This is a genomic window from Rurimicrobium arvi (assembly GCF_039540495.1).
Classification (GTDB): domain Bacteria; phylum Bacteroidota; class Bacteroidia; order Chitinophagales; family Chitinophagaceae; genus Rurimicrobium; species Rurimicrobium arvi.
On record NZ_BAABEZ010000001.1, the window covers coordinates 20,103 to 46,660 of the forward strand.

21 protein-coding genes are annotated in these 26,558 nt (G+C 48.3%); 6 read left to right on the top strand and 15 right to left on the bottom strand.

The window, feature by feature from the left end:
* Positions 1–23 precede the first annotated feature (23 nt).
* On the bottom strand, positions 24–3,407 hold the full coding sequence (locus ABD846_RS00095; protein ID WP_344821427.1) for a hypothetical protein: 3,384 nt from the start codon (positions 3,405–3,407) through the stop codon (positions 24–26).
* Positions 3,408–3,501: 94 nt separating this feature from the next.
* A complete protein-coding gene (locus tag ABD846_RS00100; RefSeq protein ID WP_344821429.1) occupies positions 3,502–4,875 on the bottom strand; it encodes a methyltransferase RsmF C-terminal domain-like protein in 1,374 nt (457 codons plus the stop codon).
* A gap of 373 nt (positions 4,876–5,248) precedes the next feature.
* Between ABD846_RS00100 and pckA the strand changes: the two genes are divergently transcribed.
* Positions 5,249–6,862, top strand: coding sequence for a phosphoenolpyruvate carboxykinase (ATP) (gene pckA, locus ABD846_RS00105; RefSeq protein ID WP_344821431.1), 1,614 nt, complete (start codon positions 5,249–5,251; stop codon positions 6,860–6,862).
* Positions 6,863–6,938: 76 nt separating this feature from the next.
* Entirely contained in the window at positions 6,939–7,583 is a 645-nt protein-coding gene (locus ABD846_RS00110; RefSeq protein ID WP_344821433.1) for a DUF1579 domain-containing protein, read from the top strand.
* Positions 7,584–7,609: 26 nt separating this feature from the next.
* Here the strand turns inward: ABD846_RS00110 and ABD846_RS00115 are convergent, their stop codons facing one another.
* Positions 7,610–9,988: a TonB-dependent receptor gene (locus ABD846_RS00115; protein ID WP_344821435.1), complete on the bottom strand. Its 2,379-nt coding sequence runs from the start codon at positions 9,986–9,988 to the stop codon at positions 7,610–7,612.
* 212 nt (positions 9,989–10,200) lie between these two features.
* Here ABD846_RS00115 and ABD846_RS00120 point away from each other — a divergent pair, with 212 nt between their 5' ends.
* Both ABD846_RS00120 and ABD846_RS00125 read left to right on the top strand, forming a co-directional pair.
* Positions 10,201–10,599 carry a hypothetical protein gene (locus ABD846_RS00120; RefSeq protein WP_344821437.1) on the top strand — a complete coding sequence of 133 codons (399 nt, stop codon included), beginning with the start codon at positions 10,201–10,203 and terminating at the stop codon, positions 10,597–10,599.
* Between the two features lie 11 nt (positions 10,600–10,610).
* Positions 10,611–11,300 carry a hypothetical protein gene (locus ABD846_RS00125; protein ID WP_344821439.1) on the top strand — a complete coding sequence of 230 codons (690 nt, stop codon included), beginning with the start codon at positions 10,611–10,613 and terminating at the stop codon, positions 11,298–11,300.
* Positions 11,301–11,364: 64 nt separating this feature from the next.
* On the opposite strand, the gene ABD846_RS00130 is transcribed toward ABD846_RS00125, so the two are convergent.
* The 3 genes from ABD846_RS00130 to ABD846_RS00140 form a co-directional block, all read right to left on the bottom strand.
* Complete coding sequence (locus ABD846_RS00130) at positions 11,365–11,652, bottom strand: FtsB family cell division protein (protein ID WP_344821441.1); 288 nt, start codon at positions 11,650–11,652, stop codon at positions 11,365–11,367.
* The gene (eno, locus tag ABD846_RS00135; RefSeq protein ID WP_344821443.1) at positions 11,652–12,941 is read right to left on the bottom strand and encodes a phosphopyruvate hydratase; all 1,290 of its coding nucleotides are present in this window, start codon (positions 12,939–12,941) and stop codon (positions 11,652–11,654) included. The genes ABD846_RS00130 and eno overlap by 1 nt, the downstream gene beginning before the upstream one ends.
* A gap of 98 nt (positions 12,942–13,039) precedes the next feature.
* A complete protein-coding gene (locus tag ABD846_RS00140; protein ID WP_344821445.1) occupies positions 13,040–13,420 on the bottom strand; it encodes a RidA family protein in 381 nt (126 codons plus the stop codon).
* A 40-nt stretch (positions 13,421–13,460) separates the two neighbouring features.
* Here ABD846_RS00140 and tsaB point away from each other — a divergent pair, with 40 nt between their 5' ends.
* Positions 13,461–14,129 carry a tRNA (adenosine(37)-N6)-threonylcarbamoyltransferase complex dimerization subunit type 1 TsaB gene (gene tsaB / locus ABD846_RS00145; protein ID WP_344821447.1) on the top strand — a complete coding sequence of 223 codons (669 nt, stop codon included), beginning with the start codon at positions 13,461–13,463 and terminating at the stop codon, positions 14,127–14,129.
* A 9-nt stretch (positions 14,130–14,138) separates the two neighbouring features.
* Here the strand turns inward: tsaB and ABD846_RS00150 are convergent, their stop codons facing one another.
* Entirely contained in the window at positions 14,139–14,507 is a 369-nt protein-coding gene (locus ABD846_RS00150) for a glyoxalase superfamily protein (protein WP_344821449.1), read from the bottom strand.
* Positions 14,508–14,701: 194 nt separating this feature from the next.
* On the opposite strand from ABD846_RS00150, the gene ABD846_RS00155 reads away from it, so the two are divergent.
* The gene (locus ABD846_RS00155; RefSeq protein WP_344821451.1) at positions 14,702–15,520 is read left to right on the top strand and encodes an energy transducer TonB; all 819 of its coding nucleotides are present in this window, start codon (positions 14,702–14,704) and stop codon (positions 15,518–15,520) included.
* Here the strand turns inward: ABD846_RS00155 and ABD846_RS00160 are convergent.
* The 8 genes from ABD846_RS00160 to ABD846_RS00195 all read right to left on the bottom strand — a co-directional run bounded on the left by ABD846_RS00160 (position 15,517) and on the right by ABD846_RS00195 (position 26,546).
* On the bottom strand, positions 15,517–16,146 hold the full coding sequence (locus ABD846_RS00160; RefSeq protein WP_344821453.1) for a hypothetical protein: 630 nt from the start codon (positions 16,144–16,146) through the stop codon (positions 15,517–15,519). The two genes, ABD846_RS00155 and ABD846_RS00160, sit on opposite strands and share 4 nt — an antisense overlap.
* 69 nt (positions 16,147–16,215) lie before the next feature.
* Positions 16,216–16,866 carry a fructose-6-phosphate aldolase gene (gene fsa / locus ABD846_RS00165; protein ID WP_344821455.1) on the bottom strand — a complete coding sequence of 217 codons (651 nt, stop codon included), beginning with the start codon at positions 16,864–16,866 and terminating at the stop codon, positions 16,216–16,218.
* A gap of 84 nt (positions 16,867–16,950) precedes the next feature.
* Positions 16,951–18,201: a nucleoside recognition domain-containing protein gene (locus ABD846_RS00170; protein WP_344821457.1), complete on the bottom strand. Its 1,251-nt coding sequence runs from the start codon at positions 18,199–18,201 to the stop codon at positions 16,951–16,953.
* A 26-nt stretch (positions 18,202–18,227) separates the two neighbouring features.
* The gene (locus ABD846_RS00175) at positions 18,228–18,980 is read right to left on the bottom strand and encodes an MBL fold metallo-hydrolase (RefSeq protein ID WP_344821459.1); all 753 of its coding nucleotides are present in this window, start codon (positions 18,978–18,980) and stop codon (positions 18,228–18,230) included.
* 16 nt (positions 18,981–18,996) lie between these two features.
* Positions 18,997–19,926, bottom strand: coding sequence for a lytic transglycosylase domain-containing protein (locus ABD846_RS00180; protein WP_344821461.1), 930 nt, complete (start codon positions 19,924–19,926; stop codon positions 18,997–18,999).
* 94 nt (positions 19,927–20,020) lie between these two features.
* Positions 20,021–23,272: an Ig-like domain-containing protein gene (locus ABD846_RS00185; RefSeq protein ID WP_344821463.1), complete on the bottom strand. Its 3,252-nt coding sequence runs from the start codon at positions 23,270–23,272 to the stop codon at positions 20,021–20,023.
* Positions 23,273–23,422: 150 nt separating this feature from the next.
* Positions 23,423–25,702, bottom strand: coding sequence for a T9SS type A sorting domain-containing protein (locus tag ABD846_RS00190; protein WP_344821465.1), 2,280 nt, complete (start codon positions 25,700–25,702; stop codon positions 23,423–23,425).
* Between the two features lie 19 nt (positions 25,703–25,721).
* Entirely contained in the window at positions 25,722–26,546 is an 825-nt protein-coding gene (locus tag ABD846_RS00195) for an SDR family oxidoreductase (protein WP_344821467.1), read from the bottom strand.
* Between the last annotated feature and the right edge of the window lie 12 nt (positions 26,547–26,558).

Here is a 26,558-nt window from a genome sequence, read left to right on the forward strand (position 1 = left end):
TTTTCTATATATACGCCGGCCGTTTAGAAGTCCGTGCCCAGTGAAAGGTAGATCACAGGTTTCGGCGATCCTGTCCTGTTCCACGCTGCATCAAGTCTTATCTGGTATCCGGAAATGGCTGCCCGTAATCCGGCTCCGTATCCCAGCGAGACTGTTTCGGCCGGAGGAACGTTTACGTTCACCTGGATCGGATAGGTATAATAAGACTGTGTTGTCGTCATATTTTTTTCGCTGGGGAATAATCCGAACCAGGCCATCCCGATATCGGTAAAGGCTACCAATTGCAGGCTGCGCAGGATTTTAGACTGTATAGGACGTTGTATCAGCGAGCTCAGGAACGGAAAGCGGAATTCCGAATTCATCAGTGAATAGCTGTTGCCGGCACGGGCACCTTGCTTATAACCTCTCAGGTTGTTGGATTGCGCCATGAATCCGTAGGCATCTGTCTGGATAGAAGCCGGCATGCTGGCTTGCTGATAATTGATCCAGTTGTCCACACCTCCGAGGAAATACAAAATCTTCTGCTTGCCGCCGCTGTGAGCGCCTGCCACGCGGAATGCCCATATCAGATTCTTGTAGATCTTTTTATAATAACGGAAATCAAAACCGAAATTATATACTCCGCCCCCCTTATCGTTCAACTGATACATATATTCTCCGAACAGCTTATAGCGTACGCCGTTGCGGATGTTGGTGGTGATCAGTTTCGAATTATCAAATACAAATTCAAGTCGGCTCATCGACCAGTATTGTTTGCTGGACGGGAAGATAAGCGTGAACGTGTCTATTGCTTTAATGTGGGAGACATCCTGGCGGAAACCCGTCTGGAATCTCAGACTGCGCATGCGATCGAAAGGGTAAGAAAAATTTCCCTGGATGAGGTTCGTGCTGATTTTACCGAAGCCCAGTGTATTTAACAGCAGGTTGCCGGATGAATCCACAAACTGAAGGTTAAATTCCCGCGTGGTTGTGGAACGCATTGCTGCTACAGACCAGTCGAGCCTGCGCCGGACATTCTCAAACTGGATATAGTACGTCGATCCCGGAAGTCCGAACGGTAACTTAAAGCCTCCGGTAACGCGGTAATCTTCCATCAGGTCATTCATGCTCAAAGTCACCAGTCCGCCGAGGGTTGGATTAGCAAATGAATTTCCGTTCAGGCTGGCGCTCTGGTAACGGTTGAACAGGATATTGTTGTCGAGGCTTATGGAGAAACTGGCGGGGTTGAAGGCAAGACGGTAAGGTTGCGGCTTCATTTTCAGGAAGCTGCTGTCGGCAGTGCGTATTACCACATCTTCGGCGGCACTGGTATCAGTACCTGCGGCAGGTTCGGTTGCAGCGGCTGTACTTGTCTGTTCTTCTTCTTTTGCAGGAAATTCAGATTGGAACGTGTTGCCGTTATCCAGGCGCACCTGCTGGAGATTGTCCACGGTGGTGTGATTGCGGTTTCTGCGACGCTTTTTGGTTTCGTCTTTTTTCTGACCATTATCGCTTGCGATCATGCCTGCGGCCTCTTCCGGGGTTTCCACAAGGATTGCTTTTTTCAATTGCGGAACAGGGTAGTCTGTGCCCGGAATCTTAATCTCTGAATAATATACGTTGTAGCTTGGGCCTTCGCGCAGGATGTCTGCAACAATATTCCCTGCCGGGTTGTATTGGTGGTTGGTGAGGCTGTGCGCATAATTGGTAGCCGGTACCCAATACATCGAGTCTCTGTTGTTCACGTCCCGCCCGAATATAACGACATACTTATTCTTAACGCCATTGGCATCTGAGATATAAGCGAAATTGTCAGTTCCGTATTGTGTAGGACGTGACAGGTTGTTGTTCTCTTTATTATCTGAGCATTTTAAAAGTGCAGGACTTTTCGTTTTTGTGTCGTAGAAGAACATATTCATCGGTCCTGCAGGCAACTCGTTTACCGCCGAAGGAACATTGAGGTTGGCTGCCGGCCGGTTGGATAAAAATGCAATACCGCGTTTACGGCCACCGGTTACGAATGCCGGTTCCACATCATCCCACACGTCGTTGGTGATATTGCGCATCCGGGAACCCTTAATTGTGAAATAATACAGGTCTGTCTGGCTTTTACGGATAGCCGAGAAAATAATCGCATCGTTATCCTCGTCTATAGACATTCCCAATACACGGTCAAAGCGGTTATTCGGAACGACGTAGGTCGCCAGTTTGCCTTTCGTTGCATCGTAGATACGCAGGCGTGTGCTGTTACCTTTTTTATACAGAATTGCAAGCTTATAACCGGTATTGCTCCAGGTCATAAGCGGGTAATTCGGATCGGCGGTTTCCATATGATTGGTTTCCCCGCCTTCCAGGATAACCGATTCTTCCTGCTCGCTGTTGGTATGTTTCAGCCGTACCTGGAACACGCCTTTATCCCAGCGTACAAACGCGATGTCTGCGCCCCTGGGAGATACCTTCAGGTTGCGGATCAATATATCATTGTTTTCGGGTGCTTTCAGCATCACCTGCGCCTGCCGCGGATCGTTCACTACTTTGCCTTCATTATCGCGCGCAAAAGCATCTTTATAAAAAGCAAGACAGGAATCGAAGAATGCCACCACATTCATTTTGTAGCGGCTTTTCAGGGTTTTGTTGAGATTGCCTTTTGCTTTGAGGCCATTCATAAGGCCTGCTATTTCGGGTTTGCCGTAGCGTATGCCCACATACTTCCAGAATGCCATTCCGGCAAGCAGCGGACTCTGGTCCGTAAAAAAGTAAAAGCGTTTTTCCGGGAACTGTTCTGTTACAGCTCTCCAGGCTTTATCTGTCTGTTCGCTCCATCCTTCGGCCATATAACTTGCATAGCCATCCTGTATCCATACCGGTATATTTTTCAAGGCACTGTTCACCGCCATGTTATCCAGGCTTCCGGAGTGTAATTTCTTATCTGTGAGTACGGCCGCTACGCCTTCGCGTATCTGGTTTTTCAGATCGGTGTGCACACCGCTGAAATACAGTACAATTTTATTTTCGGGGAAATCTATAGATCCGGACTCTGAAGAGCGCACGATCAGGTTGTCGTTTTGCCGTCCGGAGTTCGTCTGGCGATAGTCGTCATAAGAATTGTACAGAACAATGTTGAACCGTTCGGTCACCTTACGTTTACCCTTCTGTTCTATGAGGGCCATATCCTGCTCAGCCTGTTCGGCTACATAGCGCGCGAGATCTTTCCCGCTGCGATCGTAGTGATGGACACGAAAATGAGGTGTTTCAAAAACTTTCCAGTCGAACCGGCGAAGCTGTACCCTGTTCTGCCCGAAAGTTTCCAGATAGGTCTGCGCATGCGATTGTGCAGAAAATATCATCGACGCAACGATCAATGCATATCTGCTGAACAGGTAATTTTTTTTGCCGGAGTTTGCTCTGTTGTTTTGAATCAACTTCATCGGTTTAATGTCAGTTCTGTTTCGTTCGTAAATTACGGAAATATCCCATGCCTGAGCTATCAGGAGGGGTAAAATGCGGTTTATAAAGGGTGTATCATAATATCGTTTCCCAATCGATGTCCATGCGGATACGCCAGTTTTTCGGAAGATAATTATTGATGCGGTTATCCAGCACTTTGATCCATCCGAGTCCCAGACCTTTATATGTTACCAGGTTCCAGCCTTTCACCGCGCCGGCCGGCGTGGCGAATGTTTCTTTTTTCAGGTACAGAAGCGCTTGCTCCAGGTCCAGTTCCACGGTCTGCAACTGCTTCCGGAGATCCACAGACAATGCCAGGTCATGTTCGGGAATCCATTCTTTCGGGCCTGGTCCGCCCACGGTAATCCCTGTTTTGCGGAGGTAGACAAATTGTTTCAGATAATGATAATCCGCTTCCATACCTGCGGGTATCGCCATAAACTGATTGTTTTCGGCAGGCAGCAGCAGATAAGAGTCTTGCTCCAGGAAGCGGTCGATCTGAACGGCCATTTGCCGGGCATGCACCGATTTGAATTTGGGAAGCGGCATGGCGGTCTCACCACTGGCTTTACGCAATACGGTTATGAAAAATCCTTCGCCCCGGAGCCTGTGCGGGAAAAACCGGTAGCCGTTTATTCCGTGAATGGCAGAGGTAACACGCACGATGCCCCAATCATCCTGAACGGTTACAGGTACGGACTCCAGGGGGAATTGCGCGGCGAGAAAATCCATTATCTGCTCATCTTCCTCCGGTGAGTATGAGCAGGTGGCATAAATAAGGCAGCCCCCTTCTTTCAGGGCGGGCAATACATCGTGTAATATGCGTTGCTGACGCGCTGCGCAGAGCTGCACATTTTCCGGACTCCATTCAGCAATCGCACGTTCGTCTTTCCGGAACAGGCCGGAACCGCTACAGGGTGCATCCACGACGATCAGATCAAAATACCCCTGCATTTTTCCGAGGTCTTTTGGGTCGTTGCTGCATACCCAGGCGTTTTTATAACCCCAGCGCGTCATATTCTCCCCGAGAATACCGGCGCGATTGCGTATTACCTCATTGCTGATCAGTAATGAGCGCTCATCCAGGAACGACGCGAGCAGCGTGCTTTTACCTCCGGGAGCCGCGCACAGATCCAAAACCCTTAATCCTTCAGGCTCAGGATACACCGATCTTAATATATAATCCAGGAACATCGACGAAGCTTCCTGTACATAATAGGCTCCTCCGTGCAGCAGCGGATCGACTGTAAACAATGGCCTTTCCGGAAGATACCGGCCTGCATTGCACCAGGGCACCGCATCCAGGTTTTCACCGTAATGTACCGGTGCTTTCAGCGGATGCATACGAATGGAGGTAGGAGGAACTTGCCGGTGTGCTTCTGTAAAATCAGATGCGCTGAAGCCGGGTACGCTTTCCAGTTCTTCCAACAATTGTATAGGGAGCTCCAATTTTTTTTGCCCAAAAATAATACCATATGCTCATGGATGTGCATCATGGATGATATTGTATGAAAAGCGGCAAAGCCGGATTGATAGGATGAGCGCAGCGTTTCAATCTGCAACTTTAATGAATGTGTATCACACACAGTGCGTGCCGGGCATAATACTATCTTTTGCTTATATCAGGGACGTCGGTAGTTTGGTGGATTCGGAAAATTGGGGAAAGTACCTTAGTGTAAGAAAATCAAAATGTATAAATAAAAATCATACTGTTTGCTGCAAGCCTGATTGTGTCCGCCGTGCGCAAAATTTAATGTTCAAAAATATCAAATTATTAAATCTGCATCGTACCTTCGTCCCCCAAATTTAAACTTCATATTTTATGCAGGAAATCGGAAAGAAGAACCCTTCGGCAAACCTTGCCGGCATCGGGTTGAACGTTGCTATTGCCAACTGGAATCTTTCAAGCGAAGCGTTAACGCAAAAGACGATTGAACTAGGTCAGGGAGTTTTAAATGATACCGGTGCGCTTTGTGTGAGCACCGGAAAATTTACCGGCCGTTCCCCTAAAGACAAATTCACGGTAAAAGACGCTATCACGGAACATTCTGTAGACTGGGGTGATGTTAATATTCCTTTCGCTCCTGAAGCATTCGATAAATTATATGATCGCGTTTGCAAGCATCTGGAAGGTAAGGAAGTGTGGGTTCGTGATGCATATGCCTGCGCAGATCCCAAATACCGCCTGAATATCCGTGTGATCAATGAAACACCATGGGCCAACCTGTTCTGTAATGATCTGTTCCTTCGTCCTACAGATGCGGAAATAGATACTCAGACTCCTGACTGGCACATTATCCAGGCTCCTAGTTTCGAGGCAGATCCTGCTATCGACGGAACCCGTCAGGGTAACTTCACCATCGTAAACTTCACACGCCGTGTGATCCTGATCGGTGGTTCTGCTTACACCGGCGAAATGAAGAAAGGTATCTTCGGTGTGCTGAATTTCGTATTGCCGCATGACCATAAGGTATTATCCATGCACTGTTCAGCCAATGAAGGTAAAGACGGTGATGTGGCATTGTTCTTTGGTTTGTCCGGTACCGGAAAAACTACGCTGAGTGCGGACGCAAACCGTGCATTGATCGGTGACGACGAGCATGGCTGGTCTGATGATTCCGTATTCAACTTTGAAGGCGGTTGTTATGCAAAATGCATCGATCTGAGCGCAGAAAAAGAGCCGGAGATCTTTGCAGCAGTGAAACCGGGCGCTTTGCTGGAAAATATCACATTCCTTCCCGGTACAAGCACCGTGAACTACGCAGACGGAAGCATCACCGAAAATACCCGTGCTGCTTATCCGATCTTCCACATCGCAAATGCAAAAGAGCCATCTTACGGTGGCGAACCTAAAAATATCTTCTTCCTGACCTGTGACGCTTTTGGTATCCTTCCTCCGATCTCCAAACTCACTAAAGAGCAGGCTATGTACCATTTCATTTCCGGATATACGGCGAAAGTTGCCGGAACAGAAGTAGGTGTAACTGAACCTCAGACTACCTTCTCTGCCTGCTTCGGTCGCGTGTTCCTGCCCTTGCACCCTGCGAAATATGCAGAACTGCTGGGTCAGAAACTCGAAGCGCATCCGAACATCAACGTATGGCTGGTGAATACCGGCTGGAGCGGCGGCGCTTACGGCGTAGGTAATCGTATGAAACTGAGCCTCACCCGCGCAATGATCACTGCGGCGATGAAAGGTGAACTGGATAATGTTGAGTATGTTCCGCACGATGTATTCGGAGTGCTGAAACCTCAGTCTTGTCCGGGTGTGCCCAACGAACTGTTGAATCCGCGTGAGACATGGGCTGATAAAGAAGCTTATGATAAAAAAGCGCTGGAACTGGGTGCACTGTTCAACAAAAACTTTGAAAAATATGCTGATCAGGCAAGCGACGCGATCAAATCTGCGGCGCCTAAAGGTCTCGTAAACGCATAATACAAATTTTATTATTTGGAAAAGACCACCATACGGTGGTCTTTTTTTATGCTAACTTGTGGCAAAATTCCACTATATGAAAAAAGCATTACTTCTTTTTTGTGCTCCGTTAATGGTGCTGAGTTGTACCGAGCGCAAGGCTGAAACTGCCGCACCGGCATCAACAAAAGATACCTCGGTTACTGAGGCTCCCCACGTTAAACCCGATTCTGCAACCGCGATGAAAAACTGGGAGGCATATGCAACACCCGGGGATATGCAAAAACTGATGAGCTCCTGGGACGGCGAATGGACCGGGGAGTGCAGTATGTGGATGAGCCCGGATGCTCCGCCTATGAAATCGCAGACCACGGCCGTGTATAAAACGATCCTTGGTGGCCGTTATTCCGAAAGCATGCACACCGGAAACATGATGGGTATGGCTTTTGAAGGAAAAGGACTCACCGCCTACGACAATGCGAGAAAGGTATTCCAGAGCACCTGGATCGATAATATGGGAACAGGTATTATGATCCTTGAAGGAAAATGGGACGAACCCAGCCATAGTCTCACGCTAAGCGGCAAAATGGTCACGGGTGATATGGGAGACGGATCCCAGACCGACGTAAAAGAGGTCATCCGTTTCGATGATCCCGATCACCAGGTAATGGAAATGTACTACTCCGATAATGGGAAAGAGGTCAAATCTATGGAGATCCGTTCCGAAAGAAAGAAGCATTAAGCATGTTCAGGCCCGGTTTGCCGGGCCTATTTTTTGCCATCTGCATCCACCTGGAACATATCGCCGTGTTCCTCTTTTTTCACAAATCCGAAATTGTAACGGATGGTGAGACCAAATCTGCGCGTATCCCCGCCGCGGTAACCGCTTGCATTCACCGAGCCTTGCTGAACGGTGAAGGTATTGTTGTTGGTGTATAAAATGTCGGTCATGTTCATACTCAGGAACAGTTTGTCTTTCAGGAATTTCCGGTTGATGCTGAGCGTGAGCGAACCCATATCGCTCAGTTGGTAGAACTGAAGCGGTCCCGCCAGGCGCCAGAAGCCATGCAACGAAAACGTGGAGCGTTTGTCCAGCTTTAACTGATGATAGGTGAAGAACAGCCAGTTGCGGCCGCTGAAATTCAACGGCTTTCCTTCGTACAGACCCTCATACCTGTTGAAGTTGTACTGCCCGCCGATAACCGCAAAATAAGCCTTACCGGGAGGTATCGCAGCCAGCCCCCGCAGGTAAAATTCTTTGTTGGCGCCGATATTATCATAGCTTCTGTAGGCCTGACTCACATTTTGTGCCGATTGATAAAATACGTTCGTAAACATGTCTTTCGTATCGTTGTAGCCGATAGCCAGTAAAGGCTTTTCCCCCGCGCTTACGTTGAATTCATAATTCTGAGTGAACTGCGGCTTCAGGGTCGGGTTCCCGATCTCAGACATAAACTGGTCTACATATTTCGGGAACGGATTTAGCTGCTCATAGCTAGGGCGGTTGATCGTTCTGCGCGCTACCAGGTAGGCCCGTATTTCATAGCTCGCAATCGTCATAATTTTACGGCTGAAATAAATGTAGGGAAACAGGTCGCTGCGACGAATGGAGAATGTGGTGTCTCCGGGTGTAAGCTGATGCCCGTCCATATTCGTGTTTTCCATGCGCAGTCCGGCTTTCAGGATAAATCCGCCGAATGTTTTGGCTCCCTGTACATACAGACTGTTCAGGTTTTCGCGGTAATTGTATTTGTTCGTGCGGGTAGGGTCAATCGCACCGCTGCCTCCGGTATAGTATAGCGCATCGTTGGTAAAATACAGGTAGGTCGACTTCAGTCCGGTCTCAAACGTGAACCCCTTGCCGATCTTCCTGGTGAGGTCCGACTGTATTACCCCGTAATGCCGGTTGGTACCCACATTTCCGTTCCCGTTGCTGTTGAGCAATACGGAAGTATTATTATATACCTGGTCCAGATTATTATAAGCATACGTGTAGGAAGCCCGGTTCACCCATTCAGATCCCGCGGTATCTATTTTCAGTTTGGCACCGATCTCCTGGTCGCTCAGGAAAGCCTGGCTCTTATTGTCTACAAGCGAAAGGGTAGAACCTAATACGTCCTCAGTACTGCTTCTGACGATGTTGTTGTCATTATGGGTATTGCTTTTGCTGCTGTTATAGCTCAGGCGGCCATCCCAGGAAAGATTCCAGCGGTCGTTTATGTCTTTGCTGATGCCGTAGTTGGTAAATGCCACCTGTCCCGGATACTTGGTAAATGCCTTTTGTTCCAGCAGTGTATCACCGGTTAATACGCGATTGGTATTGAGCTGCTGATAATTGTTCTGAGTGGTTAGATTGACATTCAGATAGCTGCTTGTGGCACCGTTATTGTTGTTCAGGCTCAGGCCTGCATAGCGGTTGCCGTACACGCCCTGCTGGAAACCTGCGTTCACGCTACCGTTCAGCCCGATCTTCACTCCTTTTTTCAACACCACATTTACAATGCCTCCTCCTCCCGACGCGTCGTATTTTGCTGAAGGTGTACGCAGGATTTCTATTTTTTCAATACTGTTGGGCGGCAGATTTTTCAGCATGGAAGCTATGTCGCTACGACTCATTTTCATTTCTCTTCCGTTGATGTACACTGTAGCCGGTGTAGTGCTGCTCAGATAAATATTGCCATCCTGGTCCACGAAAAGCCCCGGTGTTTTCTCCAGCATCTCGTAGCCATTGGTACTCACTTCTGCCAGGGGCTCTGCATCCACAATGGTCTTATCATCTTCCTGCCGCATCAGCGGCTTCTTCTGCGTGATCACCACTTCTTTCAGGCTTTTTCCTGAAGGGCTTAAAGACAGGCGAAAGAATGCATTACTGTCCCTGAGCTGTATTACCTTATTTACGGGTGCATATCCGAGCGTATTCACCTTCAGGGTATAGCTTCCGGGTGTATCTAAAGAAAATACGGCAATCCCGGCGCTGTCGGTGACGGCAGAAAGTTTCATTGTGGAATCTGCATACAGCTGCAGAGCGGCCAGTTCAAGCGGCATTCCTTTTTCATCAGAGACCGTAAATGATACGGACAGTTTCGACTGTGCAAAAGAGGATAATTGCAGCAGGCACAGGACTACGGTTAGTGGTTTCAGGTTCATTGGAAATAGCCCGACAAAATTATTGAAAAGCATTCGTTTAAGCAGGGTGATTATGGTGGTATTTCGGTAAGGCTCTGGCAGGACTCGGTGAAAGGCGCGTGAAAAGGGCCGCCAGGCATGACGATTGAAATCATGTAAGGAATGTGTTAATGCGTGTAAAGCAGGAGCACGCTTCTATTATTTTCTTTGCATTATAGAAAACAGGTACTTCTATGAAAAAGATAAACGACTTTATGACGATACCGGCAAATGCCATTCACTATATAGATCACCGTAGTAAGGCGATCACAAATGTGTTGCTGCATTCCCTGTTACCTGTAGTATTTGCGGGTGGAGCAGATAATCTGCTGCAGAATCTGCTGATCCTTGGTCTGCAGCACGTTGCAGAATGGCTGCAACTCGCTACTTTACTCAAAGCCTGCACGATGGGACTTAAAATTGGATTGGTGGTTTACTTTATCCGTTTTTCTTATAAAATGGGAAACAGGTTCACTACATCAATGCACCGTCAGCTCAGCCGCAGACCGAACCGCGGAGTGAGCCTCATACCGCTGACTTATTCTCACGCCTATCTGGCACATTATGGTGCCGGACAATATTCACAAGCTTAAAATTCCGGTATATGAAATCCCGTTTACACTATTCCGTTTTCGCTTTGATTTTTTGCTGGTTGTGTGTTGCCTACCTTGCAGCCTGCAGCAAGAAGAATGAAGTGTACGCTCCTGCAGCACCCGTTGCGCGCTCCTTGCAGCATATCCGGATGGAAGATGTACGCCATGCAAAGCTTCAGGTGTTTACGCCCGCTGTTCTCCGCGAAAAAATGCCTGTGGTGATTGTATTGTGCAACGATGAGCAAACTGTATCCGTAAGCAGCCTTCGCGCTCTGTGGGGTGATTGTATTATCGCCTGCGTATCCGGAGACGGAACAAACGATGGTAAGAAAACAATTGCTTCGGCTTTGCGTGCTTTATCTGCAAACAGCGGATCGCTGCATAGTTCCGGAGCGTATGCATTGGTCTGCCTGAATGCCTCATGGTCAGAATCAATGCTGCTGTACACATACACTCATAATACCAATAACTACGTGAAATGTGTTGCTGATCTGAGTGGTGCCAGTCCTGCTGAGCTCAGTGGCATTAAAGAATTAAAATCAGTATACCTGAAACCATCATTTCTGTCCGGCGGCAATGCCGCGGCATTAGGCGACAGAATCCGTAAGCTCGGCGTTTCTGTTGAGTTAGCCAGCAATGCTGATAAGGCAGCGCTTCCTCACGGCGTGCAATTTGTAAAAGCGCACCTGTTGAAGTCCTGACCGGGAATAATTTTTTGTTGTGTTTAGTTTGTTTAAGAAAAAGCCCCGCAATTGCGGGGCTTTATTATTTCCTTTCGATAATATACAGGTCTTCATTGTCTCTCTTCATTCGGTAACGTTCCCGTGCGAATTGCTCGAGGCGCTCCGGATCATGCTGCAGCAGAGCCAGATCCTTTTCCATGCTTTCGGTCTCGGCAGTCATCAGGCGAATGCTTTCCTGGATCTCATCCAGCTCCCTGCGCGTGCTGCGTTGCGTCATCCAGTCGTTCTGATCAAAAAAGGTCATCCAGACTACGAATGCCACGGAAGTGATCAGGTACTTATTGAACAGAAGCGAGAAGACCTTTTTCATTATTTACCGAATTTCAGTTTTTTACCGGGATAGTAAGCACTTGCACCCAGCTCTTCCTCGATACGGAGCAACTGGTTGTATTTAGCCATACGATCGGAGCGGGATGCGGAGCCGGTTTTGATCTGGCCGCAATTAAGCGCAACCGCCAGGTCAGCGATAGTTGCATCTTCGGTTTCCCCGCTGCGGTGACTCATAATGGTGTTATAGCCTGCACACTGTGCCATAGATACGGCATCTATCGTTTCAGAAAGCGTTCCGATCTGATTCACTTTCACCAGCAATCCGTTCGCGATATGCTGATCGATTCCCTGCTCCAGGCGTTTTACGTTTGTTACAAACAAATCGTCTCCCACAAGCTGTACTTTATTGCCCAAAGCCTGCGTAAGCATGCTCCAGCCTTTCCAGTCGTCTTCGTCCATACCATCTTCGATGGAAACGATCGGGTATTTCTTGCACCATTTTGTCCAGTAAGCAACAAGCTCCTCGCTGCTCATTTTTGCACCGCCGGATTTGTGGAAATGGTATTTTTTTGCTTTGACGTCCCAGAGTTCGCTGATAGCGGCATCCATGGCGATGGCGACCTGATCTCCGGGTTTATAGCCGGCTTTTTCGATCGCTTTCAGTACCGTTTCAATGGCTTCCTCATTGCTTTTGATATCCGGTGCAAAACCACCTTCATCACCCACGTTTGTGGAATAGCCTTTATCTTTCAATACATTTTTCAGGTGGTGGAAGATTTCCACGCCCCAGCGAAGACCTTCACTGAAAGTAGCAGCACCTACGGGCACTACCATGAATTCCTGGAAGTCGATTTTATTGTCAGCGTGCGCACCACCGTTCAGGATGTTCATCATCGGAACCGGCAATGTTTTTGCATTCGCGCCGCCCACGTAGCGGTACAGGGAGAGGCCTGTGGACAGAGCGGCAGCTTTTGCGGCAGCCATACTTACAGCCAGCGTGGCATTTGCTCCGAGCTTGGCTTTATTCGGTGTGCCGTCTATTTCCAGCATCAGCTCATCGATCTGACGCTGATTGGTCACTTCGATACCGTAAAGTTCTTCGGAAAGTTTTTCGTTGATATGGTTTACCGCCTTCAAAACGCCTTTACCCAAATATTTCTTTTTGTCTCCGTCGCGCAATTCCACGGCTTCGTGCTTACCGGTGGACGCTCCGGACGGCACAGCGGCGCGCCCCATGGAACCATCGCTGGTATGCAGGTCGACTTCTACAGTGGGATTGCCGCGGGAATCCAATATCTGGCGGGCTTTTACTTCGGTAATGAAACTCATAAGGATGATATTTTTTTATTGGTGCAAAAGTAAAACCTTTCGCCGGTATACGAAAAAGCGCCAATTATTAAATTTTCAGAAAAATGCGCGTGTACGGCCTATTTCGCAGCGATAACGGAAATTTCTACCTGTACGCCACGTGGAAGACCGGCCACCTGCACCGTCTCACGGGCTGGGTAATTACCGGTAAAATAAGTGGCATATACTTCGTTCACCGTAGAAAATTTACCCATATCCATCAGGAAAATGGATGTTTTGATCACATGACTGAAATCCATACCGGCTTCGTTGAGGATACCTTTCAGGTTATTCATGACAATTTCCGTTTCTTTTGCAATGTCTCCCTGGAACAATGTTCCGTCTTTCGGATCAAGCGCTATCTGCCCGGACACAAAAAGCATATTGCCGAATTGTACGGCCTGGTTATAAGGCCCGATAGGCGCGGGCGCGGCATCTGTCTTGATTATTTTCTTTTCCATGGTACAAATGTAAGTGAAAGGCTACCTTTGTCCCGTTTTTATGGATCACATTTTGCTGATAGACACGTCAGGAGCTACCTGTACGATAGGACTGGTTCGTGATGGTCAGTACCTGACCGGTATGGAACATGCGGAACAAAAAAGTCAGGCTGCCGCCATTAACCCACTGATAGAACAACTCTGCGCAAAAGCGGATATCAAACTTGCAGACCTCAGCGCGATTGCAGTCTGTTCGGGTCCCGGTTCCTACACCGGGCTGCGTATCGGTATGGCTGCTGCAAAAGGGCTGGCGTTCGCGTTGAATAAACCCCTGATCGTTCATCATAAACTGGAATTGCTGGCGCAGCAGGAGATACAGATCAATGATGCTTTCTGGCAATATGGTGTGGTACTCACAGCTCGTCCCGGCGAATTCTTTTATGCGGCCTATGATGCAGAAATGAATATCCTGCAAGGCCCGTTACACGGTGCAACCGAAGCTATCAAAGCGCTGATCGATTCGCTCTCGGTAACTTCTCATTGTCTTTTAGGTGATGAGGAAGCAGGCCGCACTTTCGGGGAATCTGTAATTCCGCATGCCGTGATCGATCCCGCAAAATGGGCTTTATGGGCGGCGATAAGCTTCGCGAACCAGGATTTTACCGACGTTGCCGCTGCCGAGCCTTTTTACATGAAGGAAGTATATATCCACCCGCGTAAGGACGCCTGATAAGGCTGATCAACTGGGTTTCGACTGGTAAAAGATCAACCTGTTACCGAAAGGATCAGCTACGCTCATTTCATCTGCTCCCCAGGGCTGACTGATAATCCCGGGATTTGCATAGCGGTATTGTTTGTCACTGAGTAATGCATGGTACAGCGTAAGATCGCTGACAGGAATTCTGATCGTTGCTCCGGGACTGGCGTCTCCATGATTCTCTGAGAGGTGCAGTACACACTCATCTTTATAGATCTGCATGTACAGCGGCGTATTTGCTGCCAGGCGTGCTTTCCAGTCGATAATAAACTCAAGGTATTCCACATAAAACTCGCGCGCTTTCTGCTCATCGAAAATGCGAACGATCGGGACTGGCTTGTTGAACTCCATGGTTTATAGGTTTACCCTTGATTTGGGCGCACAAATTTAGGGTTTAAGGGTCTATAGTGTTTCAACTGATATAGAAATGTGGTGTACACCCTTTTTTTAGGATGGGAGACGGTGTAAACAGCCAAAAATTCTGTTCTTTCGTTTTGTGGAAAAATCGTGTGCTGCTCATCTGAGATACAGAAAACGATCTTACTATGGAAGCTAATGTCTTTCCCCGGAACACTTACCTGGATGTAATCTTCCAGGGGCGTAACCAGGCTTACGGAGCCTATCAGCTGAGGATTTCTTACCCGCGCCGGATGCGTATGGCAGCTATCGCTTTGTTTGCCATCAGTGCGCTGATCGCAGCCAGCACACTTGTTTCCTCAAGTTCGAAAGTGCTCCCGGCCGTTCACACACAGGAACTCGTCGTCAGTACATTCGACTACAAGGAGCAGAAAATAAAACAGCCTGAGATCATAAAACCTCCTAAAGTAGAAACCGTACACATAAAAACAGAAGTCTTCTCCAAGCCCGATATCGTAAAAGATCCGGACCCGGCAAGAAGTCTTGCATCGCAGGAATCGCTTCGCAACGCAGTCGCAGGCGTTTCCAGGGGTGAAGGAGAGGGCGATATCAGTATAGCGTCGCAACGCTCAGGCCCCGGAAATGAAGGTGAAGCAATCATTACAGAAGGGGTTAAGAAGGGCTTTGAGGAAACATTTAAAGTGGTAGAGCAGGACCCTCGTTTCCCGGGCGGGGAAGAAGCTTTGCAGCGCTTTCTCGCGGAAAATATACGCTATCCCGAGCAGGCAAAAAATGCCAGACAGCAGGGTAGGGTGGTTTTGCGTTTTGTTGTGGGTAAAGATGGCAGCATCGAGTCGGTTAGTATAAAGCGCGGCTTCGGTTTCGGTTCCGAGGAAGAGGCCATGCGTGTGCTGAACCTGATGCCGAAGTGGATACCCGGTAAAAATAATGGCGTGGAAGTACGCTGCTGGATGCAACTGCCGATCAACTTTCTGCTTGAAGACTAGCGCCGGAAGCGGCGTGCAGACACAATGCCGGGAATCTGCCGCTGCTCCAGCCAGTCGCGCAAAGCACGTTCCATATTCCTGTATTCCGTGCTGAACTTCAAGGGGACCGAACGCGACGGACCGTCCGTATAATGACTGTTGAGCAGTATCTGCAGATCATCGGCGATAAATACCATGATTTCCCTTTGCGTCCCTTCATAATTCAGCGGCCTGCTGGAAATCTGGAACACTTCAGGCGCTAAGGGACTCTGAAAATAGGCGATACCGCAATGTGTCAGAAAATCTCTTATCAGTTCTGTGTTACCGTTTGTGTTCATAGAAGTTCCGATACGCCTGAAACGCATACTGCGGAGAGAAATTATACTGAAGCGGATCATGAAAATGATTGCGAAGAACGGCATCACCATAGGCGGCCGGAAACTGCGCGGGCTATACATCTGCCCAATTACAAACGACGTCAGCAACACCAGGACGAGCACCAGAATCCCTATAGCACTCTGCAGTATGTAACGGTTGAATTTATTGACAGGGTAACGCAGGTGCTTTTTGATAAATGCAATATCCTCCAGCAAAGGGCTGAATGCGCCCTGATCTTTCTGATGGCCTAATCGGTATTTCGGGTTCATAAGGCACAAAAATAAAACATCCGCGTCTGCCTCAGGCGTACGCGGATGTTGCTTTTTCAGTTACCGTAATTAAAGTTTGGTTGCATCTTTCAGGAACTGCTCGAGACCAAGGTCTGTGAGCGGATGCTTCAGCAGACCAAGAATAGAGGTGAGCGGACAGGTACAAACGTCGGCACCTGCCTCTGCGCAACGTACGATATGCAGTGGCGTTCTGATGGATGCGGCCAGTACCTCAGTCATATAGCCCTGTGCCGTATATACATTCACGATCTGCTCGATGAGTTCAATGCCATCCCAGTTGCTGTCGTCGATACGGCCGATAAAAGGAGAGACATAAGTGGCACCGGCTTTTGCAGCGAGAATTGCCTGACCGGCGGAAAAAACCAGCGTACAGTTTGTCTGGATCTCATGATCGGTAAACCACTTAATCGCTTTGATACCGTCTTTGATCATCGGTACTTTTACGACGATATTTTTATGAAGCGCGGCGAGTTTTTTACCTTCTTCAATAATGTCTTCGTAATTAACGGACAGCACTTCGGCGCTTACAGGCCCGTCTACGATGTCGCAGATAGCACGGTAATGGTTCAGAATATTTTCTGTTCCGCTGATGCCTTCTTTCGCCATCAGGCTCGGGTTTGTAGTCACTCCGTCCAGAATCCCGAGATCGTTTGCTTCTTTAATTTGCGCCAGATTGGCTGTATCGATAAAAAATTTCATTACAGATGATTTTCGACTGCAAAGGTAATCTTATCAGTCCGCACATACTACAACTGTGTCAAAATTTGCTGTATCGGTGCATTATCAGCGGAATAGCGCATATGCCAGCAATATGGCCGCTGTGAAGCCGGCAAGGTCGGCAACAAGTCCGCATACGAGTGCATGCCGTGAATTTTTGATGTCGACACTTCCGAAATACACTGCCAGGACATAAAAGGTGGTTTCTGTAGTGCCTTGCAATACCGCGGCCAGTTTTCCCTGGAATGAGTCAACGCCATATTGGTTGATCACATCCACCATCAGACCGCGTGCTCCGCTCCCGCTCAAAGGCTTCATCAGTCCGATCGGAATGGTGGGCACAAAGTCGGTATTGAGTCCGCAGGCAGCCACAACAGCAGCAATACCGTTTACCAGGTAGTCCATGCATCCCGAACTGCGGAATACGCTGATGGCCATCAGCATCGCAATGAGGTAGGGGATGATACGCACCGCAGTGGTAAAACCTTCTTTGGCACCTTCAATAAAGTTGTCGTAGACGTTTTGTTTTTTAATGGCGCCCGCCGCGAGGAACATGATCACAATGAACAGGATGATCGCGCTGCCGATATTACCGATGACACGGCTCATTTCAGCCGGAGGCATGTGTGCAACGCAGAGATAGATGCCGCCTATAAGCGTTGCGAATCCACCGACAAACAGCAATACCGGCAATTTGAACAGGTTGATACGCTGGAACAGCGCAACCATGATAATTCCGGTAAGGAAGGCGATGAAGGTGGAAACAAGTGTCGGCAGGAATATGTCGGCTGCATTGAAATTTTTTACGCCCTGCTCTATTGCGAGCGACTGGCGCATGGCAATCACTGAAGTAGGGATCAGTGTGACACCCGCCGTATTCAGCACCAGGAACATGATCTGTGCATCGCTTGCGGTCTCTTTATCCGGGTTCACACTTTGAAGATCTTTCATTGCATTAAGGCCCAGCGGCGTCGCAGCATTGTCGAGTCCCAGCATATTGGCGGAGAAGTTCATCGTCATGCTCCCGTAAGCAGGGTGGTCTTTGGGTACTCCCTTGAATAAGGTGCGCAGCAAGGGACCGACCCCTTTTGCGAACAGGTTGATCAGACCCGCACGTTCCCCGATCTTCATAATGCCCAGCCATAAAGACATCACCCCGGTAAGCCCGATGGAGATCTCGAAGCCTGTCTTGGAACTATCAAAAAGATTGTTCAGCATCGTGCCGAACAGCTCGCTCTGACCGAAGAAAATGGCTTTGAACGTTGCTACGATAAAGCCGATGAAAAAGAAGGATATCCAGATATAGTTAAGCGTCATGCAGGGATATTGAGTGCGGCCTAAAGCTAAAAATTAATTTTTGAAACAGGCGTTTTTACATCGTGGTAAAACAGCAGCTCCCAGTCTTCCCTTCTTCCCTGTTCAGCATACGAACTGCGCAACTCCATCGCTTTACGCCCATCGTAGTCGTATTTAGCTATGTAGCGTGTTTTTACCTGTTTGTATTGCGGGGCTTCGTCTCCACCGTAGAAAATTTTACGGCCATCGTAATCGATCAGGAATACGATGTGCTGCGGACAATGGCCACCGCTGTGTGTAAACCGGATATAGCCGTCAATATCGCCCTGTTCACCGTTCAGCCAGAGGATGTGTTCCAGTCCCAGTAATTGCTCCACATCCTGCGGTACATAAGACGGGGCGCCTTTTTCGACAGCGAAACTGGCTTCGGGCTGATAGATACAATAAAGTGCATTGGGGAAAGTGGGTTGCACAAGACCATGATCATCAGTGTAAGTTGCGCCACCGATGTGATCTTTATGCAAATGGCTGAACAGCACTTTCGTTACGTCTTCCGGTTCATAGCCGTGTTGCCGCAGATTGTGATGTATCTGCAGTGTTCCATCCGGATTACTGAATCCCAGTCCGGTATCCAGTATAATCAGGTCTTTACCCGTATCTACGAGAAAAGGCTGGATTTCCACCAGCAGCGAACCTGTAGGACGCTGCTCCAGGATATCATTTTCGGGTATAAAGGGGACGAACTTTTTATCGTGCCCCACTGTAAAAGTCCCTTCTGATAAGGGATAGACTTGCAACATTGCTCAGCGTGAAGTTTTAATTATCGTCTGACGGCAGTAATATCTCATATACCTTCCCTTTTTTAGCCGGCAGATTTCTTGCACGCAGCCAGGGGTTCAGTAATTTCAATTCCTTATAAGAGCTGCCCTGATCGGACGCGAAGGTAGCCAAATTTGAAATGGCAGTATCAACGGTGAAGCTGCGGGTATGTAAGGGTTCGTAAACGTCATCGCTCTGGAGAATGTAGCCCCAGGTACCCGCGGAGGCGATCAGATTCTTAAATGTAAGAATGCGGTAGATGTAGCGGTTTGTTTCTTCGGGCAGGGCAAGATCATAGTAATTGTTGCTTCCCTGGAAAGTTGCATGGTTATTATAACCACCCATTCCACAGTTGTAAGAGGCCGCAGCAGCTGTCCAGGATCCGAACTTCTGATATGCCTGCAGGAAATACTGGCAGGCTGCCTGGGTGGCTTTTTTCAGATTGTACCGTTCATCAACCTCGCTTGTCACTTCAAGTCCGTAAACAGGGGCAGTACTGTTCATAAATTGCCAGTATCCCTGTGCTCCGGCGGAGGAGGAGAGGTTTTGCAGACTGCTTTCCGCAACACAGAGGTATTTAAAGTCGTCGGGAATGCCATAGGCTTTCAGCTCTTTTTCAATTACCGGAAACTGGCGGTGGCTTAATTTGAGGATATACATCAGCGAGCCATGCATATAGTAGTTGATCAGTAATTCCCGGTCGTAGCGTTCGCGCACGTCCCAGCGATCCAGCGGCACGGGTTCACCGGCAAACGATGCTTTTTCCGGTAACTGCGGTGCATACCATTTGTATTGCAGGCGTCCGTTTTGCTTCACCTCAACCGTTTCATCATTTTTATTCACTTTACTGAACGCTATCAGCGCCATCGCTGCCACACCTACAGACAGGCCCAGCGCGAATATCTGGATCATTTTACGGTTCTTCATGCTGATTGTTGTTTTGTCTGCTATGAAGTTACGCAAATAAAAAAGACCGGTAAGTTTTCTTACCGGTCTTTTTAAGATGATTACTGTTGTATGATTATCGTATCAATGTTACGTCACCTTTTTTCTCGTAGGTGTTACCGTCTGAACAACGATAGCGGATAAAGTACTGATAAACTCCCATATCCTGAACCGCTCCGCCGAAAGTTCCGTCCCAGCCTTCCAGGTCAGGATTGGCTGTTTCGTATACTTCCTGGCCCCAACGGTTTACCACACGGAATGTGATAATGGTCTGCTTACCGTCACGCAATGGTCTGAAACGGTCGTTTTTACCGTCGCCGTTTGGTGTGAATGCATTCGGCAGACTCAGTTCGCAACATACTTCTGTATTTACATATACAGAGTCTGAGCTCTTACATCCGAAATCATCTTCCACATTCACACGTACATAAGTAGCGTGCTCAATGCGATCAGAAACGGTTGGTACCGTATCGCGGGTAAAGTATACTTCCGGATACCATTTGTATTTGTAGCTCGGATCGTAGTAAGCGGTGAATACCATTGTATCTTTTGTACACAGCTTGGAGAAGAATACTGTAGTGTCTTTTCCGTAATCTGTCACTTTCGCAACGGTTGTGATCTTTGCATAAGGCAATTTACGTACGAATACTTTCTGCTGAATTTCCAGGGAAGGACAGCTGCGATGCCATACGGTCAGTCTCAGCAGTTTTGGTCCCGGATCGTTCCAGTACAACCAGTAAGGACCTCCGTTCAGGGTTTCGCTCGTAACGATTCCTCCGTCGAAATTCCAGTCGTAACGCTCAATGTTCGGAGTAGCAGAGTCAATCGTCAACAATACAGGCTGACCTGCACAGATGTTGTCAATTGTATCCACATAAGCGGTAGGCGCCGTACGTACGGTGATGGTATCAGAGATCTTGAATGTCGCACATTTACCGTTATTTACGTAGAGATTGACAATTTTGTCGCCGTCTCCGTTGAAGCGGAATACTACAGGACCTTGTCCGCCACCGCTGATGAGCTCACCATCGCTGGAGAACCATTTGTATTCGTCGGTTACAGGAGCATTTCCGTAGTAATAGAATGTAGCGGTGTCATACTGACAAACATATTGTTTGGTGTGCAGGATAATGCCGTTCGGCTGATCGTAAACGATTACACGTACACGGGCACGGTCACTCTCACAGCCGTTGATTGTCTGGGAAACATAGTAGTCCACCTGATCAGGGAAACCGGTAGGAGGGATCGGACTGATAACAGAAGGAACGCCGCCGGCTGAATCCAGGTACCATTTCAGGTTTTCTCCTTTCGCTACCAGCTCAGGATCCTGCAGCTGACAGTAAGTAACAGGAGAAGTAACGACTGGTGGCGGCGGTTTCAGGTAAACATTTACCACTACTTTACCGCGGTCGCTCACACAACCATTTACTGTCTGAGTAACATAATAAGTTGCTGTATTCGGAGTGTGCGTAGGTACTACAGGAGCATTTGTGTCTCCGAATCCGCCCACAGGCACGTTATACCAGATTACATTTTTACCATCTGTGATCAGTTTGCCGCTGGCATCGTACTGACACATATTTGCATTCAGCACGTTAGGTACAGGCGGTTTCGGATTTACAGTCACCACAACTGCACGTGCGGAGGATGTACGGCCTTTAGAGGTAACCGTAACATAATAAGTTCCGCTCAGGGAAGGATCTGCATCCACAAAAGTGATCTTAGGACCAACTCCCGTAAATCCGCCGGGACCAGTCCAGGTAAACACAACCGGAGTATCTGCTGTGCTGTAGGCGTTCATCACCACCGAGTCGTGCTCACATACGGTAAGACGTCCGTCAACAGTAGGTTTGCCGAATGGAAGGACATTGATAGGGTAGTCCTGCGTTTCTCCCTGGGTATATTTGCCACAAGGGGAGATTGAAGACAGGGAAGTGGTTTGCGCATAAATAATACGCATTGTAGTCAGTCCTTTTTTAGCGGTAACAGGAATGGTAAAGTCTCCCGTTGCAAGCTGCGGATTGGGTTGCAATGCACTGTACGTATTTGCGTACACCATTTCGGATACCTCGTAGGTAGCGCTTTGATCGTAATCGATATAAACTTTAACGGCACGGGCACTGTTAGAACCGTCGCAGGAACTCAGGCGTGTTTCCAGCGTATATCCGGTACCGGGTTCCACATCTATCGGAGCGATAGCCAGTGCGCCGCTTGTAAAATCTGAATAGCCCAGTGTTGCCGGTCCGCATGGTGTTGTATTGGTAACACCTGCCAGTTTCACACTCAGGATTTTTTCTTTGCCGATGGTGGTTGCCTCAGATGCACAGTCACAGTTGTAAGGCGGTGCCATCGGTACATAAATTACTTTGGAAGTATCTGAAACCGATGTGGCCACACAGGTAACGACACAACGGTAGTAGGATGAAACCGACTGAACCGTTTTGATGTTCACCCTGGAAATGCTGGAGCTGCCGAGGTTGGCCCATGGGCCTGTAGCGCTTGTACTCACCTGCCATTGGAAGGAGAGGCCATACGCCAGCGTATTTCCGGTGAGGGACAATTCGAGGCTGTCGTCAAAAATACAATATGCCGTAGTGGATGACTTCGCGCTGCCCGCAGCCGGTTTCAGCTTACAGGTGTCGGAGTGCATCATGAAATACACATTCGGACGGTTTTTTGATGAGTCGGTAGCCGCGGATGTTGCACGCGCACCATCGCAGACACCACTGCCCAGACCGGTAGAGGCGCTCGCAGTAAATGTACGGCTTCCATTAACGCCCAGATTCCGCGTCATTTCCACAGAGGCATTATACAGATCAATTCCAGACCAGAAACAGGTTCCGACGATGATATTGTCCGTTCCGTTCCAGTAATAGGGTGCAGAAAAGTTGAACGTATTGTATCCCAGGATCGGCACATATGACGCTGTTTTATTGTTCCAGCGAAGCGTAAGCGAAGAGAATGCAGGAACAGTAGCGGCTGTAAGATCAGAAGCTGACCAAGAATCTACATAAAACCGCAGATCGGCATGACCGATCGCAGAGTTGGTAGCCTTAACCAAAAACGACATCGCATCGATCCAGCCCGGCTTGAAGCCCAATGCCGTCATCTCAGATGCTGTATACAGATAAACAGCTTTCTGGCCGGCTTTGTTGTTACCAAAGGGTGTCGGATACTCGTTTACAGCATTTTGATCTGTACCGGTTCCCACTTTCTTCAGTTGCGCTGAAGAAGGAAGAACGCCTCCTGCCAGCAAGGCTCCCGCACACAGGAGTTTTCTGGCGGTGGAAGAGTGGCGACCAAGGGTTTTAATAAATCTTGTAATCATCTTTTAGTGTTTTAATAAAATGTCCTTTCTACTCGCGGAATAGTTAAAGAGCCCTTAAAAATAGTTATTTTATTCAAAAAAAAGAAAAGGGTAGATAAAACTATTTTTTATTATTGATTATCAATTGCTTAAGTGGTTATGCAAGCCAATTTACTGTTTAATGAAAGGAATCGACGTCTGCACTCCGTTCTGGTCGATCTGGCAGTAATAAAATCCAGGTATCAGTCCGGCCACAGATATCGATATCGTAAAGTTTTCTGCGTTATTGGTTTCACGGGTTACTTCCTGCCCGAGTGTATTATATATTATTACAGACGTATGTTGGGGGAATTTGGTTTGCTGTTGATGGATAAATAATTGCTGTGCGGCCGGGTTAGGATATACTGAAATTGTCTTGGATCCGGCGGCTGTTTCAGAAATCGAAACGGTTTTATCCTGCTTATAGAAGAAAAGTCCGCCATGCGTGTTGCCCACCACCATTTCATATTTCCCGTCTCCATCAATATCGGCCACGGCCGGTGCGGATAAAAAAGAGCTGGTACGGTAGTTCTGGGACAGAATATTGGAGTACGCGCTATCCAATCTTGTAAAATAGCCGAATATAGCTCCGCCTTCAAAGCCCGAAAATCGGAAAAGGCGTCCGGAACGGCTGCCAACCAGCAGGTAATCACGGCCGGTATTATCTATTTTCCCGATAAACGGCGCACTGTTTCCCACGGTAACTTTTTCCGGATCCACCTTTGCAAAGCCCAGCTGATCGTTGGTAAATACAAAAGAGGAGCTGCCCGCTGTGGTGCTGGCGTTCTGGTAATAGTACAGATATCCGGACTGGTCGCCCAGTACAATATCCTTAACACCGTCTGCGTTCATGTCGTAAATAACCGGCACGGCCGTACCATTGCAGGATACAGGATCTTTCACAAAATCGCGTACGGTATCCAGACTGCTCAGGCTCCATACGGGACGCGCACTCGCGGAAACAGCGGTATTTTTTATATAGTCTACATAACCGTTCGTATGGCCCATTACAAAATCATCCTTGCCATCATTATCCACATCGCCGATACCTACGGAAATACCCCTGAAACGCTTGGATTGCAGGTTCAGGAAATTGCGGTCTATTATGCTGAAAGACGGATTGCCCGGAGTGCTCGTGTTTTCAAGATACATTACACTGCCGATGTATAAACCGGTCGATTTCTCGTAATAGCCTTTGTTTCCGATAAAAAGATCTGGTTTGCCGTCCCGGTTGTAATCGTAAAAAAACGGATAAGCTCCTGAGCCGACATCGATCATTTCACTCGTAAATAAGGAATCTGATTCGAGTTTGAAGGAAGGGTGGCTGTCTGATGCGATATTCCGGAAAAAGCGCACGCAGCGGTAATCTTCTGATCCGCCGGTTCCGTTGGGGGAGACAAGCAGGTCACGGTTCCCATCCTGATCTATATCCAGATGAAATACAGCGGCCCATTGTGCGATCTTTACGGTGTCGCCGAGTGTAGTCCAGGCGGTATCCTGGTACACCATACTATCCCTTAATCCTGTTGCCGCTTTTGAGTTTTCCAGGTATACAACGTAGTCAAAAGCGCGGTGTCCGTCCAGCACATCGTAGTCACCGTCACCGTCCATATCCAGCAGACACGGCGCGTTGCCACCGTCGGTGATTTTTGAGGTACCTGCGTCATCGGTGGTGCGGGACAGAGCGGAGTTGTCGCAATAAATCCCTAATGTATGTGTGCGCAAAACCCCCTGGATCATTTTCCCCCAGCAATGGTCCGCAAGGCGGACTGTAATAGAGTCCGTAGCGTAACCGTTTTCCACCTGCATATTCTGGTACCAGTTCATATAATATCCGTCGCCGTAATAGGAAAGGAAATCCAGGTCGCCATCATTGTCTACGTCTACTATAGAAGGGATGTCCCCGGGATTTACTTCTGCATTCACCCAGCCGATCGTCTTCTTATCATTGTTGTAGTAAAGTCCCTTATACAGGCTGAAGCAAAGCTCGTTTGAGCCATTATAATACCCTTTGTAAGCGGTAAATCCCACACCCCCGGAATGGAACAGGTCCATGATGCCGTCGCGGTTATAATCCCGCATGATCAGGTAGTTGTTGCAGATAGGGAAGTTTTTCGCGTATTGTGGCCGGTACCGGTAATTCGGGTGGGACGCGGTCCCAAAATTGAGGAAGGTCTTGATATAAGGCTGATCCGGAAAGTAAACCACCAGGTCGGATAAGCCGTCGTTATTGAGGTCGGCGAGTGAAAATTGCGGATTGTTGAAGCCCCCGCACCAGGCAAGTTCTTTTTTGTCCCCGCTTTCTGTTATGGTGACAGAACTGTCTTCCACATATACGTTGCCTTCAAACTGGGCGTTTGCAATGCCATAGCTGCCCAGCATCAAGGCTGTGAGACTCAATAATCGTTTCATGGTATGGAGATTTCTACTACTAAATTACGGATTCATATTTACGTAATGGTGAATCCGGCTCCTTAAGGAACAAATTATACACCTGTTTGTCTACAAAAGACGGTATCAGTTTATTCAGCCAGACCGCTAATTTTCCCTGCCTGGTCATTACCAGTGTACGTTTTCTGCCGGCCATTGCAGCAACGATCAGTGCAGCACACGCTTCCGCGCTCATCAGTTTCTCTTCTTTCAAAGGTGTCTCTTTCTGAGCTGTTCCATCGGCGCTGAGTGCGGTGTTCCGGATATTGGAAGCCGTGAAGCCGGGGCTCACCCACATGACATGTACACCGGTATGCAGCAATTCCGTGCGCAATGCTTCGAGAAAACCCTGCATGGCAAATTTGGATGCGGAATATCCGGTGCGTGCGGGTAATCCCCTGTATCCGGCAATGGAAGAAACACCGGTGATGATGCCTTTGCTCTTCATGATATGCGGTAAAGCGGCCTTTGTGAGGTGCACCGTTCCCCAGAAATTGATATTCATCAGGTTGTGCAGTACGCTGAGATCCAGGTCCTCGAAAAGTGCACGCATGCTTACACCTGCATTATTGATCACACCATCTATGCGGCCCCAGCGTGTCTGGGCTGACTGTACGAAGCGTTCGCACTCTTCGTAAACCGATACATCGGCCTGGTGTAATAATATCTTATTATGATCAACCGAAGCAAATGCCTGTGTCAGTTTCTGAAGATCGCGCGCACAGAGCGCAACATTTGCCCCTTCGGCAATGAATGCCAAAGCAAGCGCTTTGCCGATTCCGGAAGATGCTCCCGAAATCAGTATTACTTTATTTTGAAATCGCATAGAGAATGTACG

Excerpts from the sequence above, each read along its gene's own strand:
- ABD846_RS00095 (WP_344821427.1), bottom strand. The coding sequence starts at position 3,407 with ATGAAGTTGATTCAAAACAACAGAGCAAACTCCGGCAAAAAAAATTAC.
- pckA (WP_344821431.1), top strand. The coding sequence starts at position 5,249 with ATGCAGGAAATCGGAAAGAAGAACCCTTCGGCAAACCTTGCCGGCATC.
- ABD846_RS00110 (WP_344821433.1), top strand. The coding sequence starts at position 6,939 with ATGAAAAAAGCATTACTTCTTTTTTGTGCTCCGTTAATGGTGCTGAGT.
- ABD846_RS00115 (WP_344821435.1), bottom strand. The coding sequence starts at position 9,988 with ATGAACCTGAAACCACTAACCGTAGTCCTGTGCCTGCTGCAATTATCC.
- ABD846_RS00120 (WP_344821437.1), top strand. The coding sequence starts at position 10,201 with ATGAAAAAGATAAACGACTTTATGACGATACCGGCAAATGCCATTCAC.
- ABD846_RS00125 (WP_344821439.1), top strand. The coding sequence starts at position 10,611 with ATGAAATCCCGTTTACACTATTCCGTTTTCGCTTTGATTTTTTGCTGG.
- ABD846_RS00130 (WP_344821441.1), bottom strand. The coding sequence starts at position 11,652 with ATGAAAAAGGTCTTCTCGCTTCTGTTCAATAAGTACCTGATCACTTCC.
- eno (WP_344821443.1), bottom strand. The coding sequence starts at position 12,941 with ATGAGTTTCATTACCGAAGTAAAAGCCCGCCAGATATTGGATTCCCGC.
- ABD846_RS00140 (WP_344821445.1), bottom strand. The coding sequence starts at position 13,420 with ATGGAAAAGAAAATAATCAAGACAGATGCCGCGCCCGCGCCTATCGGG.
- tsaB (WP_344821447.1), top strand. The coding sequence starts at position 13,461 with ATGGATCACATTTTGCTGATAGACACGTCAGGAGCTACCTGTACGATA.
- ABD846_RS00150 (WP_344821449.1), bottom strand. The coding sequence starts at position 14,507 with ATGGAGTTCAACAAGCCAGTCCCGATCGTTCGCATTTTCGATGAGCAG.
- ABD846_RS00155 (WP_344821451.1), top strand. The coding sequence starts at position 14,702 with ATGGAAGCTAATGTCTTTCCCCGGAACACTTACCTGGATGTAATCTTC.
- ABD846_RS00160 (WP_344821453.1), bottom strand. The coding sequence starts at position 16,146 with ATGAACCCGAAATACCGATTAGGCCATCAGAAAGATCAGGGCGCATTC.
- fsa (WP_344821455.1), bottom strand. The coding sequence starts at position 16,866 with ATGAAATTTTTTATCGATACAGCCAATCTGGCGCAAATTAAAGAAGCA.
- ABD846_RS00170 (WP_344821457.1), bottom strand. The coding sequence starts at position 18,201 with ATGACGCTTAACTATATCTGGATATCCTTCTTTTTCATCGGCTTTATC.
- ABD846_RS00175 (WP_344821459.1), bottom strand. The coding sequence starts at position 18,980 with ATGTTGCAAGTCTATCCCTTATCAGAAGGGACTTTTACAGTGGGGCAC.
- ABD846_RS00180 (WP_344821461.1), bottom strand. The coding sequence starts at position 19,926 with ATGAAGAACCGTAAAATGATCCAGATATTCGCGCTGGGCCTGTCTGTA.
- ABD846_RS00185 (WP_344821463.1), bottom strand. The coding sequence starts at position 23,272 with ATGATTACAAGATTTATTAAAACCCTTGGTCGCCACTCTTCCACCGCC.
- ABD846_RS00190 (WP_344821465.1), bottom strand. The coding sequence starts at position 25,702 with ATGAAACGATTATTGAGTCTCACAGCCTTGATGCTGGGCAGCTATGGC.
- ABD846_RS00195 (WP_344821467.1), bottom strand. The coding sequence starts at position 26,546 with ATGCGATTTCAAAATAAAGTAATACTGATTTCGGGAGCATCTTCCGGA.